The organism is Pedobacter insulae, from assembly GCF_900113525.1.
Lineage (GTDB): Bacteria > Bacteroidota > Bacteroidia > Sphingobacteriales > Sphingobacteriaceae > Pedobacter > Pedobacter insulae.
This window is the reverse complement of record NZ_FOPP01000001.1, coordinates 1-21,598: the sequence shown is the minus strand read 5'-3', so window position 1 is coordinate 21,598 and position 21,598 is coordinate 1. Positions and strand designations below refer to the sequence as shown.

Here is a 21,598-nt window from a genome sequence, read left to right as displayed (position 1 = left end):
GGCATTAACCTTCTTTGTATAATCCACCTGCTTTAAGCGCAGATAATTTAATTCCTTTGATAAATGCTGAGCTAAAGCCATTGTGCTCCATTTCATTCAAACCAGCAATTGTACAGCCTTTCGGAGAAGTTACCTTATCAATCTCTCCTTCGGGGTGACTTTGGCTTATCAACAACAGATCTGCAGCGCCTTTTGCAGTTTGCACAGCCATCTTTAAAGCATCATGGGCATGGAAACCTATTTCCACTCCGCCTTGTGAAGCTGCCCTAATGCTTCTCAAAAAGAAAGCGATACCGCAGGCACAAAGAGCGGTTGCTGAAGTCATTAAGTCCTCATTGATAGTAACAACGGCGCCTACTGTTTCAAACAGTGCGGTTACTTCTTTCATATTTTCTTCGTTTGCATTATCACTTGCAATACAGGTCATGCTTTGACCAATAGCGATTGCGGTGTTTGGCATTGCTCTAATTACCTGCACATTATTCCCTAACTCTTTGCGTATATCGGCGCAAGTAACACCAGAAACGACCGATATTATCAATTGTTTTTCTGGCTCAATGGAGGAAGCTATTTCTTCCAATACTTTTTTGAGTTGTTGAGGCAAAACTGCTAACACCACTATTGCTGCATCGTAAATAGCGACGATATTGTTATCGCTAACGTTAAATCCCGCAGCTACCTCCTCGCTCATTAATTTTAGATTACGCCTGGTAAGCGTAATATCTGATGGTTTACTATATTCTTTTTTAACTAATCCATTAGCTAAAGATAGGCCGATATTTCCAGACCCTATGATGGTTATTTTATTCGACATGATTTTTTTGTTAAAGTGAGATTAATTTATCCTATTGCTCACCTAGCTGCTAAGCGAGCAATTTAGTACCAAATTCTCTGACACCCAACATGGGGAGCTCGTCGGCCTTTCCGATGTAAACCGCGGAAACCCCTTTTTTAATTGCCTCAAAAGCGTTGTGTAATTTGGGAATCATTCCTCCCGCTACAATGCCCTCGGCTTGCAGACTTTCGAAGTCATCTGCTTTGATCTCTCTTACTACCGAATCTTCAATATCAACATCTTTTAGCACGCCCTTCTTTTCGAAACAATAAACCAAGATAGTCTCGTAGTGGGCGGCCATGGCAACGGCAACAGCTGATGCAATCGTATCTGCATTTGTATTCAATAACTGAGTGTCACCATCATGCGTAATAGCACATAGCACAGGCGTCAAACCGCCATCAAGCAAACTGGATAAAGTTGTGGTGTTGACTGAATTTTCATCCAGATCACCCACATAGCCATAATCTATTGTCTTAACAGCTCGTTTACGGGCTTTGATCACATTTCCATCAGCACCACTCAGGCCTATCGCATTACAGCCCTTCGCCTGTAATTGGGCAACCATATTTTTATTGATCAGGCCAGCGTAAACCATGGTTACTACTCTCAGGGTTTCGATATCAGTAATACGTCTGCCATCAACCATTTTTGCTTCTATTCCGAGAGATTTTCCGAGCTCTGTCGCAATTTTCCCGCCACCATGTACCAAAATCTTATCACCCGGCAAAGCCGTAAAATCTAACAAAAACTGATGTAGATTTTCGGAATTGTCGATTACATTCCCGCCGATTTTGATAATGGTAAGTGGTTTCATTTCTTTTGTTATTTTCGTCATTGCGAGCGCAGCGAAGCAAACTTAAAGCGAAAACCATAGGGTTAAGATTGCTTCGCTACGCTCGCAATGACGTATGAGTTCTATAATTCTTCCAACATCGCTTTCAATACCGCCTGGGCAGACCATAAGCGATTGCCTGCTTCATGGATTACCAAAGAATTAGGGCCATCTAATATCTCAGACGACAGCTCTAAATCACGGCGAACCGGAAGGCAATGCATAACTTTGGCATTGTTAGTTATTTTCAGCTTTTCATTGTTCATCATCCAACCATCTGGATAGGTTAATACCTTCCCATACTCCTTATAGCTACTCCAGTTTTTTACATAAACGTAATCAGCGCCAGCTAAAGCTTCTTCCAAATTATATGTTATTTCGGCCCCTGGAGTAAAGTTTTCAGAGAGTTCATATCCTTCCGGCTGTGCTACCGTAAAATCTATCATTCCTTCTGCCTGCGCCTTACACATCCATTCTGCGAATGAATTGGGTACCGCTTGTGGCAAAGCCTTTACATGTGGCGCCCAGGCCAAAACAACTTTCGGCTTTACGTTAGCGCCTACTTTTAACGAATCCCATGTTTCATGAATAGTGATGATATCTGCAAAACTTTGCAAAGGATGACGCGTAGCGCTTTCTAAACTTACCACCGGAATGGCACAATATTTTACGAATTTAGTGAAAAAATCTTCATTATAATCTTCCTCTCTATTGTTCAATTTTGGAAAAGAACGAAGGCCTAAAATATCACAATACTGGCCCATTACTGCTGCTGCTTCACGAATATGCTCAACTGTTGAACCATTCATTACTACACCATCCTGAGTTTCTAAAGCCCATCCCTCTTTATCGAGGTTCATTACCATTACATTCATACCCAAGTTTAAGGCCGCTTTTTGAGTGCTTAAGCGGGTACGCAGGCTTGGATTCATGAAAACTAAGCCTAAGGTTTTATTTTTACCTAAACCTTGGTGCGCATAAGGATTTGCTTTTAATGCAAGCGCATCGTTTACAAACTGTTTGATGCTCGGAACATCGTGTACTGAAGTGAAAAGTTTCATACGGTATGTTTTAATATAAAAGCTCCTATTTATTCAAAGTTTTCTCAAAAGCACTTAAAAATTCATCGGCCTGTGCCTTGGTTATGTTTAAAGCAGGCAGTAAACGGATCACATTTGGTTTTGCTTCGCCGGTAAAAATATGATGGGTGAATAGCAATTCTTTTTTTACATGTGCTAATTCCTCAGGCAATTCGATGCCAATCATCAAACCACGTCCGCGCACCTCTTTTACCTGTTCAAACTTCTTGAGTTCTTCAACTAAGTAGTTGCCAACTTTCTCCGCATTTTTCATGAGGTTATCTTGATCCATGATTTCCAAAACAGCCAACGCTGCTGCACAAGCTAAGTGATTACCGCCAAAAGTGGTGCCTAATTCCCCATGCCAAGCCTTAAATTTGGGAGCAATAGCGATACCCGCTACCGGAAAACCATTTCCCATGCCTTTTGCCATGGTGTACACATCGGCCTCTACACCGGCATAATCGTGCGAATAAAACAAGCCGGTACGACCATAGCCGCATTGTACGCTATCTGCAATGTACACAGCATTATATTCATCACAAAGTGAACGGATTTTTTGCAGAAAGCTTTTCGAAGCCTCTTTAATGCCTCCCACTCCTTGGATTCCTTCAATAATTACTGCCGCTATTTCATCGCCCTGAGCCTTAAATGTCTCTTCTAAAGCAACTTCGTTGTTGTGAGGTAAAAAGATGATGTTCTCATTTTCATTTACCGGTGCTACAATCTTTGGGTTATCAGTAACTGCAACCGCTAAGGAAGTACGACCGTGAAATGCGCCTTTAAAGGCAATAACTTTTTTTCTTCCGTTGTAAAACGAAGCTAGTTTTAAGGCATTCTCATTTGCCTCTGCACCAGAATTACACAAAAATAACTGGAAGTCTATTTTACCAGAAACTTGCCCTAATTTTTCTGCTAGCTGAACTTGCAATGGAATTTTAACAGAGTTTGAATAAAAACCAACTTTATTTAGTTGATCAGTGAGGCGTTTTACGTAATGAGGATGAGTGTGACCTATAGAGATTACGGCATGACCGCCATATAAATCTAAATATTGTTGATCATTTGCATCCCAAACATGAAGGCCGGTTGCTTTAGTTATTTCTATATCGTTTAATGGGTATACGTCGAATAAGTTCATTTTTTTTAGGTTGAGGGTTGAGCGAACTAAGTCGCTAAAATTTAATAAATACAATTAACATTGCGATGATTTCGTTTTAATAAGTGCGCCGCCGAAGTTGCTTTGTTAATACTAAATTTTCCATCTAAAAATAGGTTGCTTTTAACTTCAATCCCGCTGTTTCCTCCAGTCCAAACATTAAATTCATATTTTGAACCGCTTGTCCACTTGCACCTTTTAATAGGTTATCTATGATACTAATGATAAAAAGCTTATTTCCATGTTTCTCTAGGTGGATTAATGCTTTATTGGTGTTAACGATCTGCTTTAAATCGATATTCTTTTGGCTCACATGTGTAAAAGGATGGCCTTCATAATAGTTTTCATATATCGATTTTGCCTCAGCTAAAGTTAGCTCGCTTTCCAAGTACATTGCCGCCAAAATACCTCGTGTAAAATCACCTCTTTGAGGTATAAAATTCAATGTCTTATTAAAATCAGGATCCAACTGCACTAAGCTTTCGCCAATTTCATTCAAATGTTGATGTTCGAATGCTTTATAAATAGACAGGTTATTATTTCTCCAACTAAAGTGAGAGGTATTTGACAAACTCTGTCCAGCACCAGTTGAACCTGTGGTTGCGTTGATATGAACCTCGTTATTAATTAAGCCTTTTGAAGCTAATGGTAGCAGTGCTAATTGAATACAGGTGGCAAAACAGCCAGGGTTAGCAATATTGTTGGCCGACTGAATGGCTTCACGGTTTAACTCTGGAAGGCCATAAATAAAGTCTTTAACCTTCAACTCAGAGTTTGGTGTCGAAAAGCTAGCATTTGCTGAGAGCCTGAAGTCTTGCGATAAATCAATGATTTTGATATGATCAGCTATTGGATTGGCTATTAAAAATTTCTTTGCATCACCATGTCCAACACACAAAAATAATACATCGATATCTTGAGGCAAATCGCCCGTAAATTTGAGGTCAGTATCGCCAATCAAATCTGTATGTACATCAGCAATTAAATTTCCAGCATTACTGGTACTATTTACGAAAGCGATGTCAACATTTGGGTGGTTTAATAAAATACGGAGCATTTCTCCTCCAGTATATCCTGCACCACCTACAATTCCTGCTTTAATTTTTTTATTGTCCATCTTTACCCTTTACCTTGAACTTTCCACTTTAAACCTTCCACCTTTACCCTTCTACCTCGTCATTAACTTTGTGCCAAATCATTACCTGATTGCCAAATATTTTAGAAAACCCTTTTACATCATCACCACTCCAAGCATTGTTCATTTCGCCATAGCTACCAAATTTATTGCTCATTAAATCGTGGTCCGATTCAATTCCAATAATTTGGAAACGATAGGGCAATAGCTCTACAAATACTTTACCGCTCACCGTCTTTTGTGTATCGCTTAAAAAAGCTTCAATGTTGCGCATAATTGGGTCGTGAAATTGCCCTTCATGCAACCAGTTACCATAAAATGATGATAGCTGTTCTTTCCAACTTAACTGCCACTTAGTTAACGTATGCTTTTCTAAAGTATGATGTGCTTTGATGATGATAATTGGCGCGGCAGCTTCAAAACCTACACGTCCCTTAATCCCAATAATGGTATCACCAACATGAATATCTCTACCTATACCAAAAGGTTGGGCAATTGCCTGTAACTCTTGGATAGCAGTTACAGAATCTAACTCTTTTCCATCAATCCCAACTAACTCACCTTTTTTAAATGTTAATTCAATTCTGCGAGCTGTTGTTTCAGCAACCTGAGTTGGCCAGGCGCTTTCCGGTAGGGTTTCATTAGAGGTAAGGGTTTCCTTACCGCCTACCGAAGTTCCCCAAAGTCCCTTATTGATAGAATATCTAGCTTTTTCAGCACTATACTGAACCCCATGTTCACTTAAGTAGGCTATTTCCGCTTCGCGGGATAATTTTAAATCTCTAATTGGTGTAATGATTTCTACTTCGGGAATTAAAATATTAAAAATCATATCAAACCGAACTTGGTCATTCCCTGCGCCTGTGCTACCATGTGCAACATAATCAGCACCAATTTTCTTCACATAATTGGCAATAGCGGTGGCCTGACTAACACGTTCGGCACTTACTGATAGGGGGTAGGTAGCATTTTTTAAAACATTCCCAAAAATCAGATACTTAATACATCCTTTATAATAATTTTCGGTCTCATCTACTACAGCATGCGAAGCAACTCCTAAAGCATAGGCTCGTTTTTCGATCTCTTGTAACTCTTCCGGAGAAAAACCACCTGTATTCACAATTACGGAGTGAACCTCTAACCCGCGGTCTTTCGCTAAGTGAATGCAACAAAAAGAGGTGTCCAATCCTCCACTAAATGCTAAAACAACTTTCTTCTTCATCTTTAATATAGGTATGAAATTATGACTTAAATAAAACGGTAAATAATAGTACAATAGACTTAAATCCAGACTTTGGCTTAAGAACCAATCGCTGTTTAATTCGCATAAAGCGTTCATAAAGCCCTGGTTTTTTCTGCAATTCTTCCGCAAAAACCTTAGCTGCTTCATGCTTCTTTTCGGCCGGATCGTATAACATTGCGGTACACATACAGTTCTTACGATCTTTACTTTTTAAAATATCAAAGTTTACACAACTTTGGCATCCCTTCCAAAAATCCTCATCTTGGGTAAGCTCAGAGTAAGTAACAGGCTCATAACCTAAATCAGAGTTAATCTTCATGACGGCTAAGCCCGTAGTTAAACCAAATATTTTTGCTTTAGGATACAATGTTCTGGAAAGCTTAAAAATCGACTCTTTAATTGCGTGCGCTAAACCAGCCTTTCTGTATTTCGGACTTACAATTAAGCCAGAGTTAGCTACAAATTGACCATGGCTCCATGTTTCAATGTAACAAAAGCCAGCCCATGAGCCATCCTTGTGAAAAGCTATAACAGCTTTTCCTTCTTGCATTTTTCCAGCAATATATTCAGGCGAACGCCTAGCAATACCAGTGCCACGAGCTTTAGCAGATTCTGCCATTTCGGTAACAATCTCTTCCGCAAAGACATGATGCTCTGGGATGGCGACCTGTACGATAAATTCATCAATATTCATTCGTTTTCTAACGAAAAATTAAGATATTCTTGTTAATTGGGTTTTTAGAGAGGATCAATTCCTCGTTGGTATCAGTAAGATGTACTAAATACGCGGCGTATAATTTTGCCGATCTGTGGTGATATAAAATACGGGTCGCAAGCGCTCAATAAACAAGCTTTCAGCAGCAATATTCTTTGCTTCTAAAATAGAAAGTTTATGGATAATTTGTTTGCTCATTCTTTTATTGATATTCCGTATTAAATTACTTGAGCCGCAAAGGTTTAAATAAAAATTGAGTTGTGCAATAATAATCGTGTTTTTTTATGTCTTTTTTAACAGAAAGATTGCTTTCAGTTTACATAACCTTCCAAATTCATCAAATAATCCTAATGCATCAGTTTATAAGCTAACCACCATCGTCTTATTTAGAATTATTCAAAATAATTTGGATGATTAAGAATTACGTCGTTAATTTGCGATTGTTTAGAATTAATCCAAATAAAAATATCATGCGAAATCCACTACGATTATCCATCACTTCCTTACTACTATTTATTTCCATCACTGCATTCTCGCAGCTTAATGGCACAATAAAAGGAAAAGTACTCACCATTGATGGTAAACCAGCTGCTTATGTAACGGTTGCCTTAACTGATAAAAATCAAACCGCAATATCAAACGATCAAGGAGAATACATATTTACAAGAGTTAAAGCTGGGAATCACAATTTAAAAGCGAGCGCAATTGGTATATCAGAACAAGTAAAATCGGTAACGCTTGCTGCCGGAGAAATAAAAATCGTAGATTTTAATTTAAAAGAAAGTAATGAAGTACTTCAAGAAGTAACCATTGCCGGCAAAAAGAACAAATACAAGATCAGTTTACCCTCCGCATCTTTAAGGCTTAACGAGCCGTTATTAGAAGCCTCACAAAACATTCAGATCGTTAGTGGTGAGGCAATTAAAGACCAACAGATTATCAGCATGAGCGATGGGATGCTAAGAAATGTAAGTGGCACAGTACGGCTAGAGCACTGGGGCGATCTATATACCAATATCAATATGCGGGGTTCCCAAATTCAAGCGATGCGTAATGGTTTTAATTTTGTTGCTTCTTACTGGGGTCCATTAACAGAAGATATGAGTACGGTAGATCATATCGAGTTTGTGAAAGGTCCGGCTGGATTTATGTTAGGAAACGGCGACCCAAGTGGCATGTATAATGTAGTTACGAAAAAGCCAACTGGTTTTAACAAGGGTACGGCAGAAATTACCGCAGGGAGTTACGACTTATACCGTGCGACTTTAGATATAGATCGTAAATTAACTGAAGACGGAAAATTATTATTCAGATTAAATGCCGCAGCACAATCTAAAGGGTCTTTTAGGCCTTACGAGCAAAATGACCGTTATACTTTTGCGCCCGTGTTAAGCTATCAGTTAACTAACAAAACCAAGCTAACAGCAGAGTATACCTGGCAAAACGCAAGGATGACTGAAGTAGGTTCTTATTATATTTTTAATACCAATGGCTACGCTTCATTACCTCGAAACTTTACTTTAACCCAGCCGGGCCTCGACCCAACCAGGATCAATGATCATAGCGCATTTCTAAATATTCAACACAATTTTAATAGCAACTGGAAAGCAACCGCACAGGCAGCCTATTCGAAATACCTACAAACAGGTTACAGTTCCTGGCCCTCAAGCATTAATACCGACAATACTATGATTAGAAATGTTGGCATTTGGGATGCAGAAAGTACCATGAAATTAGCCCAGTTTTTTATGAACGGTAAAGCCCAAACCGGAGGGGTCGCCCATCGAATTTTAGGGGGTTTCGACGGCGGAAAGAAAAACTACATGGCCGACTGGGGACAGTCACATGATTTAGACCTTCCAAACTCACCTTTCGATGTGAACAACCCTAACTATGGTTTTCCGGCCAATGGTTATCCAAATTTTGATCGAGAAACAAGTTTAGAAACAAGGGCAATTGCTGCTGGTGGTTTAATGGATCAGAAATATTTGAGTGTATACCTGCAAGACGAACTTGGATTTTTTGCTAACAAAGCCAGGTTAACACTCGCCGGACGATATACTTATGTAAGTCAATCTGCCTGGGGAGGAGCTTCAGACAAAGCCAAACATTTTACACCGAGGATTGGCTTAAGTGTTTCTATCGATAAGAATACGGCCATTTACGCAATTTATGATGAAGCCTTTACCCCACAAAGTGGGTTGTTGCGCAATGGGAATACGCCAAACCCAATTACTGGTACCAACCATGAAGTGGGCTTGAAGAAAGATTGGTTTGGCGGAAAATGGAACACTACACTTTCAGCCTATCGTATCCGGAAACAAAATGAGCTTACTTCAGACCCGTACAATAAAGCAGGAGAAACATTTAGTATCATTATAGGCGAAAAAAGGGCACAAGGAATTGAATTTGATGTAAGAGGAGAGTTAACTTCAAACCTGAAACTCATTGCAAACTATGCTTATACTGACGGGAAAGTAACCGCAGTAGCCGATGGAGTAACGGGGGTATTTGTTGGTCAGGTTGTACCTGGCTTTGCCAAACATACCACAAATGCCTGGTTAAGTTATAGCCTGCAAAATGGTTCGTTGAAAGGAACTGGTGTCTCTACAGGGTTTACCTATTTAGCTGGAAGAGCGGTAGGCACATATAGTGGTGAAAACTCGAGTGAAAATCTGCCGAATTTCTTCAAACTTGATGCCGGTCTATTCTGGGAAAATAAAAAGCTTAAGATTACTGCAAATGCATTTAACCTGTTAGATAAATATCTATATAGCGGCGCATTTTATACCAATTATTGGAATGCTCCCGATTACAATCAAGCTGTGTACTCATGGCAGGCAGAATCGCCACGAAACTTTAGGTTAAGCCTCGCTTACAAATTTTAATTAAATGGGCTCACCAAAACCACCGATCAAAAAGAAACGGACCTTTAAATATTGGACTGGCAGAATCCACTTATGGCTTGGCTTAGCTTCTGGTATATTGGTGTTTTTTTTAGGAATAACGGGTTGTATATTAGCTTTTGAAAGAGAAATAGAAGATGCTGTGCAGGATTATCGATTTACCAAAGTCGAAGCTAAGCCGCTATTGCCTCCAACCAGGTTAAAAGCTATTGCCGACAAAGCGTTACCTCATAAAATTGCACATAGCGTCAATTATCAGTCGGGCAGAACAGCTCAGGTAGTGTACTACCATGATTCACCAGCTTATTATTTCATTGTTTTCATAAATCAGTACACCGGAGAAATCTTAAAGGTCAAAAACATGGATGATGACTTCTTTAGGATTGTAATTATGGGCCATTACTATTTATGGTTACCCCCCGAAATCGGTCAGCCCATACTCACTACGGCAACAATGATTTTTGTTTTCCTGTTAATATCAGGGTTGATATTATGGTGGCCAAAAAGTAAAGCGGCCAGAAAACAGCGTTTCAGCGTGCGCTTAAAATCAAAATGGCGCAGGTTAAACTATGACCTGCATAACGTTTTGGGGTTTTATATGAGTTTCATCATTATTTTCATTGCTTTAACGGGCATGATCATGGGCTTCCAATGGTTTTCAAAATCCGTCTATTGGTTAAGTTCAGGTGGAAAATCCATGACAGCGTATGAAGAAACTTTTTCAGATACGACAAGAACAGCCCCTCTAAGTCTGAATGCACCGGCAGCGGATGTGCTTTGGGCCCGCTTTGTAAAAGCAGCGCCTGGCTTTAAAGGAAGTTACGATGTTCATATCCCCGAAAATGCAAAAAGCGCTGTCGAAATAGCCATAAATCCAGACCCCTCTACTTATTGGCAAGCCGATTACCGCTATTTTGACCAACACACATTGAAAGAAATCGAAGTGGCACATCTTTTTGGAAAACTTTCGAATGCCAGTGTCGCTGATAAGCTTATCAGAATGAATTACGACATCCATATTGGCGCAATAGCCGGATTGCCAGGTAAGATTCTTGCTTTTATCGCCAGCCTAATTGCCGCAAGCATGCCGGTTACGGGAATTATCATCTGGCTTGGCAGAAAAAAGAAATACGCTAAAACAAAGCTTATTGAGCATCATACAAACAATTAATATACACCATTAAACTATATGAGCATGAAAAAAACAACCTTACTCCTCGCTTTAATCATCACTGCATTAAATATAAATGCACAAACTAAATTTGACCAAGACCGAGAAGCTATCAAAGCTTTAGCGGGATTTTATAAAGTAACTTTTAATTATACCGAGACCTTTTCGCCTGACGACGATTATAAGTTTCATGAAAAACATCGTTCTTCTGCTAAGGAATGGGCTCTAATCTTAGAAGACTCTCCAAAAAAAATCGTCATCCAGCATTTATTGGTGATGAGGGGCGACAGTATGATTATTAAACATTGGAGAGAAGACTGGACTTATGAAGACACGCAGATTTTGGCGTACGATAAAAACGATACCTGGAAAAAAGTTACGTTATCGGCGAACGATGTAAAAGGTAAGTGGACGCAAAAAGTTTTTCAAGTTGATGATAGTCCACGTTACCAAGCGATTGGCACCTGGGTACATGTAGATGGTAAACATCAGTGGCAGAGCAATGCAGATTCGCCTTTACCACGCCGCGAATATTCTGAGCGTAGCGATTACAATGTACTTAACCGTGGCAACACACTTTATTTAACCAAAACCGGTTGGATGTTTGAGCAAGATAATAAAAAAATCATCCGTTCAGAAAGTGGCGATAAATTATTAGCGATGGAGAAAGGAATGGAAGAGTTTATTAAAACTGATCCAAAATCTTTTGGCTACGCGCAAACTTGGTGGAAAGAACAAGAGAAATTCTGGAAAGATGCCCGGGAGACCTGGGATACGATTTTTGCAGAGAACAATGTCATCAAGCTGACTTCAAAGGTGGACAACAAATTATTATACGAACAATTTTTCGCATTAGGCAACCAATCTGTTAAAGAGAAATGGGATTCTGCCAAAAACAAAGAAGGAGTTAGAAAAGTCATTTTAGCTTACCTTTCTAAAGGTTAAAAATAGCCGATACTTTAACATACTAGCCGATACCTGTGCCGCAGCAGCAAAAGTAATTTTGTAGCTGCGGCTTTTTTATTCTGCTTTGCTATATTGCATCCTATATGAAAAAAGTGCTTATTTTATTCTTCTTATTATACAGCGGCTATAGTTTCGCACAAGATCTGGCCTATACACGAAAGACTTTAGCCACCTTAACTTCTCCTGATTTTTGGGGAAGAGGGTATACGAAAAATGGCATGGCAAAAACAGCCGATTTCCTGGAAAAAGAATTTAAAGCGCTGGGGTTAACTGCTGTCAATAAACAACAATTTACCTTCCCCGTAAATTCCTTTCCGAATGAAATGAAGCTGAAGATAAATGGGAGAACCCTCACTCCGGGCAAAGACTTTATTGTTCACCCAGCTAGTACGGGACTGAAAGGTAAGGGAGAATTGATTGAAAGAGATAGCTTACATTTTCTGGCACAGGAGCAAAAACTAATCCTAACGTTCCAACCCAAACTTACCTGGTCTGTAGCCACCAAAGTAGAAGATTTTACGGAAGTATACATTCAAAAAGGCGCGCTTAAGGAAGTTCCGAAGAATTTTGAGATCGCAATTGAAAACGAATTCATCCCTCAATTTAAAGCCGCTAATGTTTGTGGGTTGGTTAAAGGAACTGAACATCCGGATTCAATACTGGTAGTCACCGCCCACTATGATCATTTGGGGGGCATGGGAAAAGATGTTTATTTTCCGGGAGCTAATGACAATGCAAGCGGCGTTTCTTTACTGTTAAATCTGGCCAAACATTATGCAAAAAATCCGCAGTCTTATACCATTGCCTTTATCTGCTTTGCTGCCGAAGAGGCGGGTCTGATAGGATCGAAATATTTCACCGAGCAGCCATTGTTTGAGCTGTCTCACATAAGGTTTCTACTTAATTTAGATCTGGTAGGAACTGGTGATACAGGCGCAACGGTTGTTAACGCAACGCAGTATCCAAGTGCGTTTAGACTTTTAAACGAGATAAACGATGAAAATAAGTTTTTATCTAAAATAAATCCAAGAGGCAAAGCTGCCAATAGTGACCACTACTTCTTCACCGAGAAAGGCGTTCCGGCTTTCTTTTTATATACGCAGGGAGGGATTAGTGCGTACCATGATGTAGATGACAAGGCTGTAACCTTACCGCTTACGGCTTATGAAAATCTATATAAACTGATCTTAAAATTTAATGCGGCGCTAATGAAATCTGCCAAAATGAATTAGCGTCTTGTCATTGTTTTGTTTGGATTTCCATTATCTCGAACAAATCTTAAAAGAGCATGTTAACTTGTAAAAATTTTAAACTATGTCTTTACTTTTTACACCGTTGTCTATAAAAAATATCACGCTCAAGAACCGAATTGCGGTTTCACCTATGTGTGAATATTCGGCAATTAATGGTTTTGCCAACAACTGGCATTTAGTTCACTTGGGCAGCCGTGCGGTTGGCGGTGCCGGTCTCGTGGTGATGGAGGCTACTGCCGTTTCTCCTGAAGGAAGAATTTCTATTGCAGATTTAGGTATTTGGGATGATGAGCATATCCTAAAATTAAAGGAGATCACAGATTTTATCCATGAAAATGGTTCGGTTGCTGGTATTCAATTAGCACATGCCGGGCGTAAAGCCAGTTTTGACATTCCCTGGCAAAACCCATTACAGCTCGACAACTCAAATGGGGGTTGGGATCCGGTATCAGCAAGTGCCGAACCCTTTAATCCTACAGATAAAACGCCAATTTCTTTAGATGGCAAAGGTATTGCAAAAGTAAAGGCCGACTTTAAATTGGCCACTCAAAGGGCCATTAAGGCTGGCTTTAAAGTTGTTGAAATCCATGCCGCACACGGCTATCTGCTGCATCAGTTTTTATCACCTCTTAGCAATCATAGAACCGACGAATACGGTGGGGCATTTGAAAACAGGATTAGGCTGCTGTTAGAAACCGTTGGGACTGTACAAGAAGTCTGGCCGAAAGAAAATCCGCTCTTTGTGCGCATCTCGGCAACCGATTGGGCAGAGGGTGGCTGGTCTGCCGCCGAGTCTGTCGAATTAGCCAAATTGTTGAAGGTCATGGGTGTCGATCTCATCGATACTTCTTCCGGGGGTTTAACCTTAGCTCAACAAATTCCTATTTCAGCGGGTTATCAGGTACAATTTGCCACTGCCATTAAAGCCGAAGCAAAAATACTAACTGGTGCTGTAGGCTTGATTACCAATGCCCAACAGGCCGAAGCCATTTTGCAAAATGGGGAAGCTGATTTAATATTTATGGCGAGAGAATTCTTGAGAGACCCTTATTTTCCGCTCCATGCGGCATTCGATTTGGGAGACGACATCCCATGGCCGAAACAGTACGAAAGAGCAAAGCCAAGAAAAAAACATAATTGATTTAGTATTTTATAAATTTGTTTAATTAAATCTAAAAGTAAAAACTATGTTCGATAAATTAATGGCCGCGCAAGGCATGGCCGCTGAGATAAAAAAGAGATTAGATACTATAGCTGTTTTTGGAGAAGTAGAAGGCGGAGCAATCAAGGTAACTTCTACAGGGAATAAGGCGATAACAGCGATAGAGATTGACGAAGAGTTTTACAAACAGGCCGATAGAGAGGAGTTGGAAGAACTTTTACTAACAGCCGTTAATAAGGCGCTGGCACAGGCCGATCAGGTTAGTGCTACTGAAATGCAGGCTGCTACAAAAGACATGCTTGGTGGTTTAGGCGGGATGTTCGGAGGATAAAAAATGAAATATACTTATTATGGTCAATCCAGTTTCCTGATAGAAACTGAAACCACAAAATTATTGTTTGACCCTTTTATTTCGGAAAACCCCTTGGCAAAGGAGATAGATCTTACAAAAATCGAGGCCGACTACATTTTGGTTAGTCATGGTCACGGTGATCATGTGGGCGATTTAGTTAGCTTGGCAAAACAAACCAAGGCAACCATTATTGCTATTCCTGAAGTAATTGCCTGGGTAACGAAGCAAGGCATCGAAAACGTTCACCCGATGAACTTCGGGAAATTTAAATTTGATTTTGGAACGGTAAGAATGGTTTGGGCAACCCACTCTGCAGGCTTACCAGATGGCAGCTACGGTGGAAACCCTGCAGGATTTGTTTTGGAGCTAGACAACAAACAAATTTATTTTGCAGGAGATACGGGCTTAACTTTAGAAATGAAATTGCTGGCAGATCTTTATAAATTAGACTATGCTATTTTACCGATAGGCGGCAACTATACTATGGATATTGATGATGCCGTTATTGCAGCAGACTATATAAATTGCAGCAAAATTATTGGCGTACACTATGATACTTTTCCGGTAATTGAAATTGACTCAAAGCTGGCTATAGAAAGTTTTAAAAGGGCACAAAAACAATTGTTATTACCGGCTATTGGCGAAACGATTAGTTTGTAACAACCCGTCATTGCGAGGTACGAAGCAATCTAATGTGAGATTGCTTCGTACCTCGCAATGACGCAATACCTTTTACCGAAGCAGATTATAATAGGGTAACTACTTGCCCGTAATACTTAGTCAAACACTTTGTTTACATAAGCTGCGCCAACTGCCTTGCCATGCTCGTCAAAATAAGCTCCCGTTACTAGGCTTCCATTTTCATCATAAACCTCATTCAGCGCTATTTTTCCGTCCTTATAGTAAAATTTACACTCTCCCACTTTTATTCCCTTTACATAATTTTTACTCGCCTTTAACTGCCCATTATCCCAGTACGTTACACTCGCTCCATGTAATTTATCCCAACTATAAGTTACTTTTTCAGCTAGTTGCGCGTTGGCGTCATAATATTTCCATTCCCCGTGTTTATAGCCTTTGTCATAATTGCCTTCTTCCTTTATATGGCCATTTTTATAAAAAGCATAGGGTCCTCTTCGTTCCTCTAGGTTCTGATCTGTAAAAGTAATCTTCTCTTGTAACACTTTCTTTCTATTATATAGGCTAAGCACCCATGCGTCACCCTCTTGCTTCAGTTCCTGCTTCCACTTGGAGCGCATCGGATCGGAGTAAAAACCTTTGGTTCTTTGATACAAGGTAGTCGTATCTTGCCGGTAGTTATCTACCTGTTGTGCATAGGCTATATGCAGGTTAAACAAGAAAAACAATAATAAAAAGGTTCTTTTCATCGTGTCTATGTTTTAATGTGCGGCCAACCAATTATTGCCCTGCCCAATCTCAATTTCAATCGGCACCTGGGTTTTAATGGCTGATTTCATTCGGTGAGTAATAATCGCTTTCATTTGATCAATTTCTGTCTTTAAAACGTCGAAAACAAGCTCATCGTGCACCTGCATGGTCATTTTCGAGTTTAACTTTTGGGCAATCATGTCCTTATGGATATTAATCATCGCAATTTTAATTAAATCGGCTGCCGATCCTTGAATAGGTGCGTTGATAGCATTCCGCTCTGCAAAGCCCCGAACTGTCATATTTGCTGAGTTAATATCTCTTAAATACCTTCTTCTGCCCATAATTGTTTCAACAAATCCATTTTCTCTGGCAAAATTCATGGTATCGCTCATATATCTTTTTATACCCGGATACTGCGTGAAATATTGCTCAATAATTTCTGCGGCTTCTTTTCTGGGGATATTTAGGTTTTGAGATAAGCCAAAGGCCGATTGTCCGTATATAATGCCAAAATTTACGGCTTTGGCATTTCTACGCTGTGTTGCATCAACTTCCTCAATTCCTATTCCATATACTTTAGCTGCAGTAGCCGTGTGAATGTCTATACCATTATTAAAGGCATCGAGCATATTTTCTTCGTTACTAATTTCCGCAATAATGCGCAGTTCTATTTGCGAATAATCTGCGGATAGTAATACGTGATCTTCATCCCTTGGAATAAAAGCTTTACGAACTTCTCTTCCACGTTCTGTACGAATGGGAATATTTTGAAGATTAGGATTATTAGAACTCAACCTCCCTGTTGCGGCAACGGCCTGATTAAAGCTGGTATGCACACGACCGGTTTTAGGATTAACCATCAAAGGGAGCGCATCCACGTAAGTGGACTTTAACTTTTGTAATTGCCTAAAATCAAGAATATCCTTAACGATGTCGCTTTTATGCGCTAGCAAAGTCAACACATCTTCGCCGGTTTGATACTGACCTGTTTTTGTTTTTTTTGCTTTAGGATCTAATTTCAAATGATCGAAAAGCACTTCTCCAAGTTGTTTCGGGGAAGCCAAATTAAATTTTAATCCCGCTTTCTCATAAACACTAGCTTCCGCCTTGCTTATTTCGGTCTGCAATTCGATAGAATAGGCATTTAATGTTTCGATGTCTATTTTAACCCCTTCTTTCTCCATCTCTGCCAGGACATAAATGAGTGGGTTCTCCATCTCTTCCGCAAGTTTATTCGCGTTTCGCTCGCTCAGCATCGGTTCAAAAACATTGGCAAGCTGAAGGGTAATATCTGCGTCTTCTGCCGCATAATCAACTACCAATTCTACTGGCACATCCCGCATAGTCCCTTGGTTCTTCCCTTTTGCACCAATTAAGGTTGTGATCGAGATTGGTGTATAACCTAAATAATTCTCCGATAATACATCCATGTTGTGCCTGGTATCCGGGTCTATTAAATAGTGCGCCAACATCGTGTCAAAAAGTTGCCCTTTTACTTGAATATCGTACCACTTGAGCACCAACATGTCATACTTAATATTCTGACCAATCTTTAAAATATGCGCTGATTCCAACACCACCCTAAATTCCTCTAAAATACCTTGCGTAATCGCTCTATCTTCGGGCAATGGAATGTAATAACCTTCTCCTGGCTTGATCGAAAAAGACAATCCCACTAAATCAGCCTGATTAGCATCAGTCCCTGTGGTTTCAGTATCGAATGAAATGCGCGTTTGCTTTAGTAAGACGTCGATTAGTGCTTTCCTCTTTTCCGCGGTGTCAATTAAAAAATATTCATGTGCGGTATTGGTAATATTTTTGGCGTCAATTGGTGTATCGAACAAAGACGGCTGTGCATTAGTTACTTCTTTAGCAGGCACGTTATTACCGAATAAATCCTTTTGCTGACTGGCGCTTGTCTTCGCGTCGTTCACACTAAAGTCTTCTCCAAAAACACGCTTTCCAATTGTTCTAAATTCCAGTTCTGCAAACAGCGGCTCCAACAATTCACGGCTTGGCTCTTCAACTACCAGCGCTGCTTCGTCAAAAGCAATCGGGACATTTAAAATAATCGTTGCCAATTTTTTAGAAACCAGGCCTTGCTGGGCAAAGTTTTCAATATTCTCTCTTTGCTTGCCTTTTAACTCATGTGAGTTAGCAATAATATTCTCTACACTGCCATATTGCTTTATAAGCAATTTAGCTGTTTTTTCTCCCACACCCGGAATACCCGGGATATTATCTACCGCATCCCCCCAAAGACCTAAAATATCGATTACCTGGTCTACCCGTTCAATTTCCCATTTTGCCAACACCTCTTTAACTCCTAAAATCTCCATCTCGTTACCCATTCTTGCCGGCTTATAAATGAAGATGTTATCAGACACCAGTTGGGCAAAATCTTTATCCGGGGTCATGCAAAATACTGTAAAGCCTTCCTTTTCTCCTTCTTTTGCCAAAGTCCCGATAATATCGTCGGCCTCATAGCCATCTACGGTAATAACCGGGATATTAAAGCCTTCAATTAATCGAAATACATAAGGCAAGGCAGTCGCTAAATCCTCAGGCATTGCTTCCCGATGTGCTTTGTACGCTTCAAAATCTGTATGCCGTTCTGTAGGGGCCTCGGTATCAAATACAACGGCAATATGACTGGGTTTTTCCTTTTTAAGCACCTCCATTAGGGTATTGGCAAAGCCCATTACAGCAGAGGTATTTACTCCACTCGATGTAAAACGAGGATTTTTACTCAATGCAAAATGCGCCCTATAAATAAGTGCCATTCCATCTAAAAGAAAAAGTTTTTTGTTGTTCATGCGACTATACAGATTTTAATAATTACAAAGCCCTATAACGGGGTTAGATGTAAATATACAACAAGACCAAATATTTTCCGTTATTTGTTTATATGAAACGGTTACTATTATTTATTTTTCTCTCTCTTCTTTTCTTTGGTTCCTACGCCCAGGATGCGGTTTTAATAAGTGAAGGTAATTTTGTGCGTGGAATCATTAAAGGTACAAATTACAGTTCGGTAGCCTTACAGCAAGATGATCAAACAATTGTGCAATACCAAGCAAAAGATATCCAATCCTTTGTATGGAATGGCGAAACCTATGTAAGCAAACCCATACTAGTGAAAAAAAAGGCAGAAAATCGTTTTTTTAAATTAATTGAAGCTGGCACAGTAAATTTATATTCACTTGGTGATAAGAAAGCAAACGAGCAACCGCAGCCGGCAAGGGTAAAAGTGAGGCCAACTTTCGGTGTTGGTATGGGAAGTGGAGGCTTTGGTGGCGGTTTAGGCGGAGGCATAAGTATAGGGGGTGGCGGTGGCCGCAGCAATAACGATCCGATCGTTAGCCCTACAAATGGCAAAGTATTTTATTTTATCGAAAAACCAGGGTCCGGTCCCATGCAAGAGGTACTTTTAGGAAACACTGCAGCTGTAAAAAATATCCTATTACAAAAGTTAACAAATGATGAAGACCTTGCCGAACGCATAAAAGCTAGCGAAGAGTTTACGGATCTTAATCTAATCGCATTTATTAAATCTTACAACGCCAGTAAACCTTAAATTTTTAAATCAACTTTCAAAGAACAATCGATGGGTACCTGTTAACAAATCTATCGAGATCAAGAGAATTATTAGCATTTTGGCACCGAATGTCATCGATTGTCACTAAATGTCAGCTTGAGCATGACACTGCTATTGACTCTCTTCGGGATTGCGAGGTACCTGGCATAGTGTTTCTATACTTTTTGCATAGCTTTTCTATACCTACAGCTATACAATCACTATAGAAAAGGTATAGCGGAACTATAGGATAGGTATAGGATGGGTATAGAAATGATATGGCAATTCCGAAGCGCATAAGTAGCAAGTCCTACCGGGCTACACAGCCAATTACATGATCGTTTACCATCCCTGTGGCTTGCATAAAAGCGTAGCAAATGGTGGTTCCAAAGAATTTGAAGCCTCGCTTTTTCATGACTTTGGCAATCGTATCAGAAATTTCAGTCCGTGCAGGCGTTCCCCCGTTCTTGAAATCATTTATAATGGGTTTTTTATTAGGGATAAAGCTCCAGATAAAATCGGCAAAAGAGCCGAATTCCTTTTGAACAGCGATAAATAGCTGTGCATTTTTAATTGCAGCATTAATTTTAAGACGATTGCGGATAATTCCTTCGTCAAGCATTAACCGTTCTACATCATCAGGTGTTAGCGCCGCTACCTTTTCCACGTTAAAATCTTCGAAAGCATTTCTATACCCTTCCCGCCTCCGTAAAATTGTAATCCAACTTAGTCCTGCCTGTGCCCCTTCTAAAATCAAAAACTCAAACAGAACTTTATCGTCAAAAACAGGTTTGCCCCACTCTTCGTCGTGATATTTCACATAAAGCGGGTCTGATCCGCACCAATGGCAGCGTTGTACTAAGTCTTGGTTCATATTTTATAAAAATTTAGTCGGATTAACTTGCTGAAAGCTCATCCCAATATTCAACTGCTCTTCGATAATGCGGAATGACAATAGACCCTCCTACTAAGTTGGCAATCATGAATACTTCATTTATTTCGGCCTGATTAACCCCTTCCGTATAGCATTTCTCTAAATGATATTTAATGCAATCATCACATCTTAATACCATCGAAGCAACTAAGCCCAACATTTCCTTAGTTTTCACATCTAATGCCCCGTCTGCATAAGTCGTGGTATCTAGCGCAAAAAAGCGCTTGATATTGGTATTGGATGTTTCCATAATCCTATCGTTCATTTTTGTACGATAGTTATTAAATTCTTCTACTAGTTTTCCCATTTTCAGTAATAATGTAATATTGGTTAATCAACTTAATACACAACAAGTAAAAGTAGCTATTTTTATGCTCCTTTAAGTCTTGTTTTTATTCGTAGTTTTTATATCTTTATCAAACCCGCAACAACTGCTCTATGAATAAATTATTTACCCCCCCCCCTTACAAAATTTAGTTTAAGGTTAATCCTAATGTCTTTTGCGCTATTTCTATTCGTTTATTCCTGTAAAAAGGAAATCTCCGGCGGGGAAGAAATAGACCCCGCCCGCAAGAAGGAGATGCTCAACTATAAAAACGGCCCAAAAGTTGAAATCATCAACCTGGCCCAGTTCCAGAAAAAAGCCAACCTCAGTGCGCTCGGCAATTTAAAGCAGGAGTTCATGACCGCTTTGTCCTCGAAGTCAAAAAAAATGTCCATCCATACTGACCAAACCTACCTTGGTTTCAGCATCGCTACCGACAGCATCAAAGTGATTAAGGCAAATGGCCATACGATGTACGTTTTCCCTGTAGAACTTCCCAGTAAAAGAGCCGTTGCCTTTCAAAACCTAACGATAGACGAGGGGCCCGATGGAACCATCG

21 protein-coding genes are annotated in these 21,598 nt (G+C 39.9%); 9 read left to right on the top strand and 12 right to left on the bottom strand.

Annotated features, from left to right (window positions below; all coding sequences use genetic code 11):
• Positions 1-4: 4 nt before the first annotated feature.
• The 8 genes from proC to BM207_RS19340 all read right to left on the bottom strand — a co-directional run bounded on the left by proC (position 5) and on the right by BM207_RS19340 (position 7,199).
• Positions 5-814: a pyrroline-5-carboxylate reductase gene (proC, locus tag BM207_RS00100; RefSeq protein WP_090991526.1), complete on the bottom strand. Its 810-nt coding sequence runs from the start codon at positions 812-814 to the stop codon at positions 5-7.
• A 49-nt stretch (positions 815-863) separates the two neighbouring features.
• On the bottom strand, positions 864-1,673 hold the full coding sequence (gene argB, locus BM207_RS00095) for an acetylglutamate kinase (protein ID WP_245767989.1): 810 nt from the start codon (positions 1,671-1,673) through the stop codon (positions 864-866).
• An 80-nt stretch (positions 1,674-1,753) separates the two neighbouring features.
• Positions 1,754-2,731 carry a Rossmann-fold NAD(P)-binding domain-containing protein gene (locus BM207_RS00090; RefSeq protein ID WP_090991525.1) on the bottom strand — a complete coding sequence of 326 codons (978 nt, stop codon included), beginning with the start codon at positions 2,729-2,731 and terminating at the stop codon, positions 1,754-1,756.
• A 25-nt stretch (positions 2,732-2,756) separates the two neighbouring features.
• Positions 2,757-3,890, bottom strand: coding sequence for an aspartate aminotransferase family protein (locus BM207_RS00085; RefSeq protein ID WP_090991524.1), 1,134 nt, complete (start codon positions 3,888-3,890; stop codon positions 2,757-2,759).
• A 124-nt stretch (positions 3,891-4,014) separates the two neighbouring features.
• The gene (argC, locus tag BM207_RS00080; protein WP_090991523.1) at positions 4,015-5,025 is read right to left on the bottom strand and encodes an N-acetyl-gamma-glutamyl-phosphate reductase; all 1,011 of its coding nucleotides are present in this window, start codon (positions 5,023-5,025) and stop codon (positions 4,015-4,017) included.
• 43 nt (positions 5,026-5,068) lie between these two features.
• Entirely contained in the window at positions 5,069-6,265 is a 1,197-nt protein-coding gene (locus BM207_RS00075) for an argininosuccinate synthase (RefSeq protein ID WP_090991522.1), read from the bottom strand.
• Positions 6,266-6,284: 19 nt separating this feature from the next.
• On the bottom strand, positions 6,285-6,980 hold the full coding sequence (locus BM207_RS00070) for an N-acetyltransferase (RefSeq protein ID WP_090991521.1): 696 nt from the start codon (positions 6,978-6,980) through the stop codon (positions 6,285-6,287).
• Between the two features lie 84 nt (positions 6,981-7,064).
• Positions 7,065-7,199 carry a hypothetical protein gene (locus tag BM207_RS19340; protein ID WP_262497186.1) on the bottom strand — a complete coding sequence of 45 codons (135 nt, stop codon included), beginning with the start codon at positions 7,197-7,199 and terminating at the stop codon, positions 7,065-7,067.
• Positions 7,200-7,411: 212 nt separating this feature from the next.
• On the opposite strand from BM207_RS19340, the gene BM207_RS00065 reads away from it, so the two are divergent.
• From BM207_RS00065 to BM207_RS00035, 7 genes are all read left to right on the top strand, one after another.
• Positions 7,412-9,889, top strand: coding sequence for a TonB-dependent siderophore receptor (locus BM207_RS00065; RefSeq protein ID WP_245767988.1), 2,478 nt, complete (start codon positions 7,412-7,414; stop codon positions 9,887-9,889).
• A 4-nt stretch (positions 9,890-9,893) separates the two neighbouring features.
• Positions 9,894-11,078, top strand: coding sequence for a PepSY-associated TM helix domain-containing protein (locus tag BM207_RS00060; RefSeq protein ID WP_090991519.1), 1,185 nt, complete (start codon positions 9,894-9,896; stop codon positions 11,076-11,078).
• Between the two features lie 24 nt (positions 11,079-11,102).
• Positions 11,103-12,023, top strand: coding sequence for a DUF6607 family protein (locus BM207_RS00055; RefSeq protein WP_143095892.1), 921 nt, complete (start codon positions 11,103-11,105; stop codon positions 12,021-12,023).
• 104 nt (positions 12,024-12,127) lie between these two features.
• A complete protein-coding gene (locus tag BM207_RS00050) occupies positions 12,128-13,276 on the top strand; it encodes a M28 family metallopeptidase (protein ID WP_090991517.1) in 1,149 nt (382 codons plus the stop codon).
• A gap of 82 nt (positions 13,277-13,358) precedes the next feature.
• Entirely contained in the window at positions 13,359-14,438 is a 1,080-nt protein-coding gene (locus BM207_RS00045; RefSeq protein ID WP_090991516.1) for an NADH:flavin oxidoreductase/NADH oxidase, read from the top strand.
• 46 nt (positions 14,439-14,484) lie between these two features.
• Positions 14,485-14,790 carry a YbaB/EbfC family nucleoid-associated protein gene (locus BM207_RS00040; RefSeq protein WP_090991515.1) on the top strand — a complete coding sequence of 102 codons (306 nt, stop codon included), beginning with the start codon at positions 14,485-14,487 and terminating at the stop codon, positions 14,788-14,790.
• Positions 14,791-14,793: 3 nt separating this feature from the next.
• Positions 14,794-15,471, top strand: a complete 678-nt coding sequence (locus tag BM207_RS00035; RefSeq protein WP_090991514.1) for a metal-dependent hydrolase — start codon at positions 14,794-14,796, stop codon at positions 15,469-15,471.
• 116 nt (positions 15,472-15,587) lie between these two features.
• On the opposite strand, the gene BM207_RS00030 is transcribed toward BM207_RS00035, so the two are convergent.
• A complete protein-coding gene (locus tag BM207_RS00030; protein WP_090991513.1) occupies positions 15,588-16,199 on the bottom strand; it encodes a toxin-antitoxin system YwqK family antitoxin in 612 nt (203 codons plus the stop codon).
• 12 nt (positions 16,200-16,211) lie between these two features.
• Positions 16,212-19,019 carry a DNA polymerase I gene (gene polA, locus BM207_RS00025; RefSeq protein ID WP_090991512.1) on the bottom strand — a complete coding sequence of 936 codons (2,808 nt, stop codon included), beginning with the start codon at positions 19,017-19,019 and terminating at the stop codon, positions 16,212-16,214.
• 92 nt (positions 19,020-19,111) lie between these two features.
• Here polA and BM207_RS00020 point away from each other — a divergent pair, with 92 nt between their 5' ends.
• Positions 19,112-19,780: a hypothetical protein gene (locus BM207_RS00020; RefSeq protein ID WP_090991511.1), complete on the top strand. Its 669-nt coding sequence runs from the start codon at positions 19,112-19,114 to the stop codon at positions 19,778-19,780.
• Between the two features lie 310 nt (positions 19,781-20,090).
• On the opposite strand, the gene BM207_RS00015 is transcribed toward BM207_RS00020, so the two are convergent.
• Both BM207_RS00015 and BM207_RS00010 read right to left on the bottom strand, forming a co-directional pair.
• Complete coding sequence (locus BM207_RS00015; RefSeq protein WP_090991510.1) at positions 20,091-20,654, bottom strand: DNA-3-methyladenine glycosylase I; 564 nt, start codon at positions 20,652-20,654, stop codon at positions 20,091-20,093.
• A 22-nt stretch (positions 20,655-20,676) separates the two neighbouring features.
• The gene (locus tag BM207_RS00010; RefSeq protein WP_090991509.1) at positions 20,677-21,021 is read right to left on the bottom strand and encodes a carboxymuconolactone decarboxylase family protein; all 345 of its coding nucleotides are present in this window, start codon (positions 21,019-21,021) and stop codon (positions 20,677-20,679) included.
• A 186-nt stretch (positions 21,022-21,207) separates the two neighbouring features.
• Here BM207_RS00010 and BM207_RS00005 point away from each other — a divergent pair.
• The coding region (locus BM207_RS00005; protein WP_143095891.1) for a hypothetical protein at positions 21,208-21,598 on the top strand (391 nt) is incomplete at its 3' end.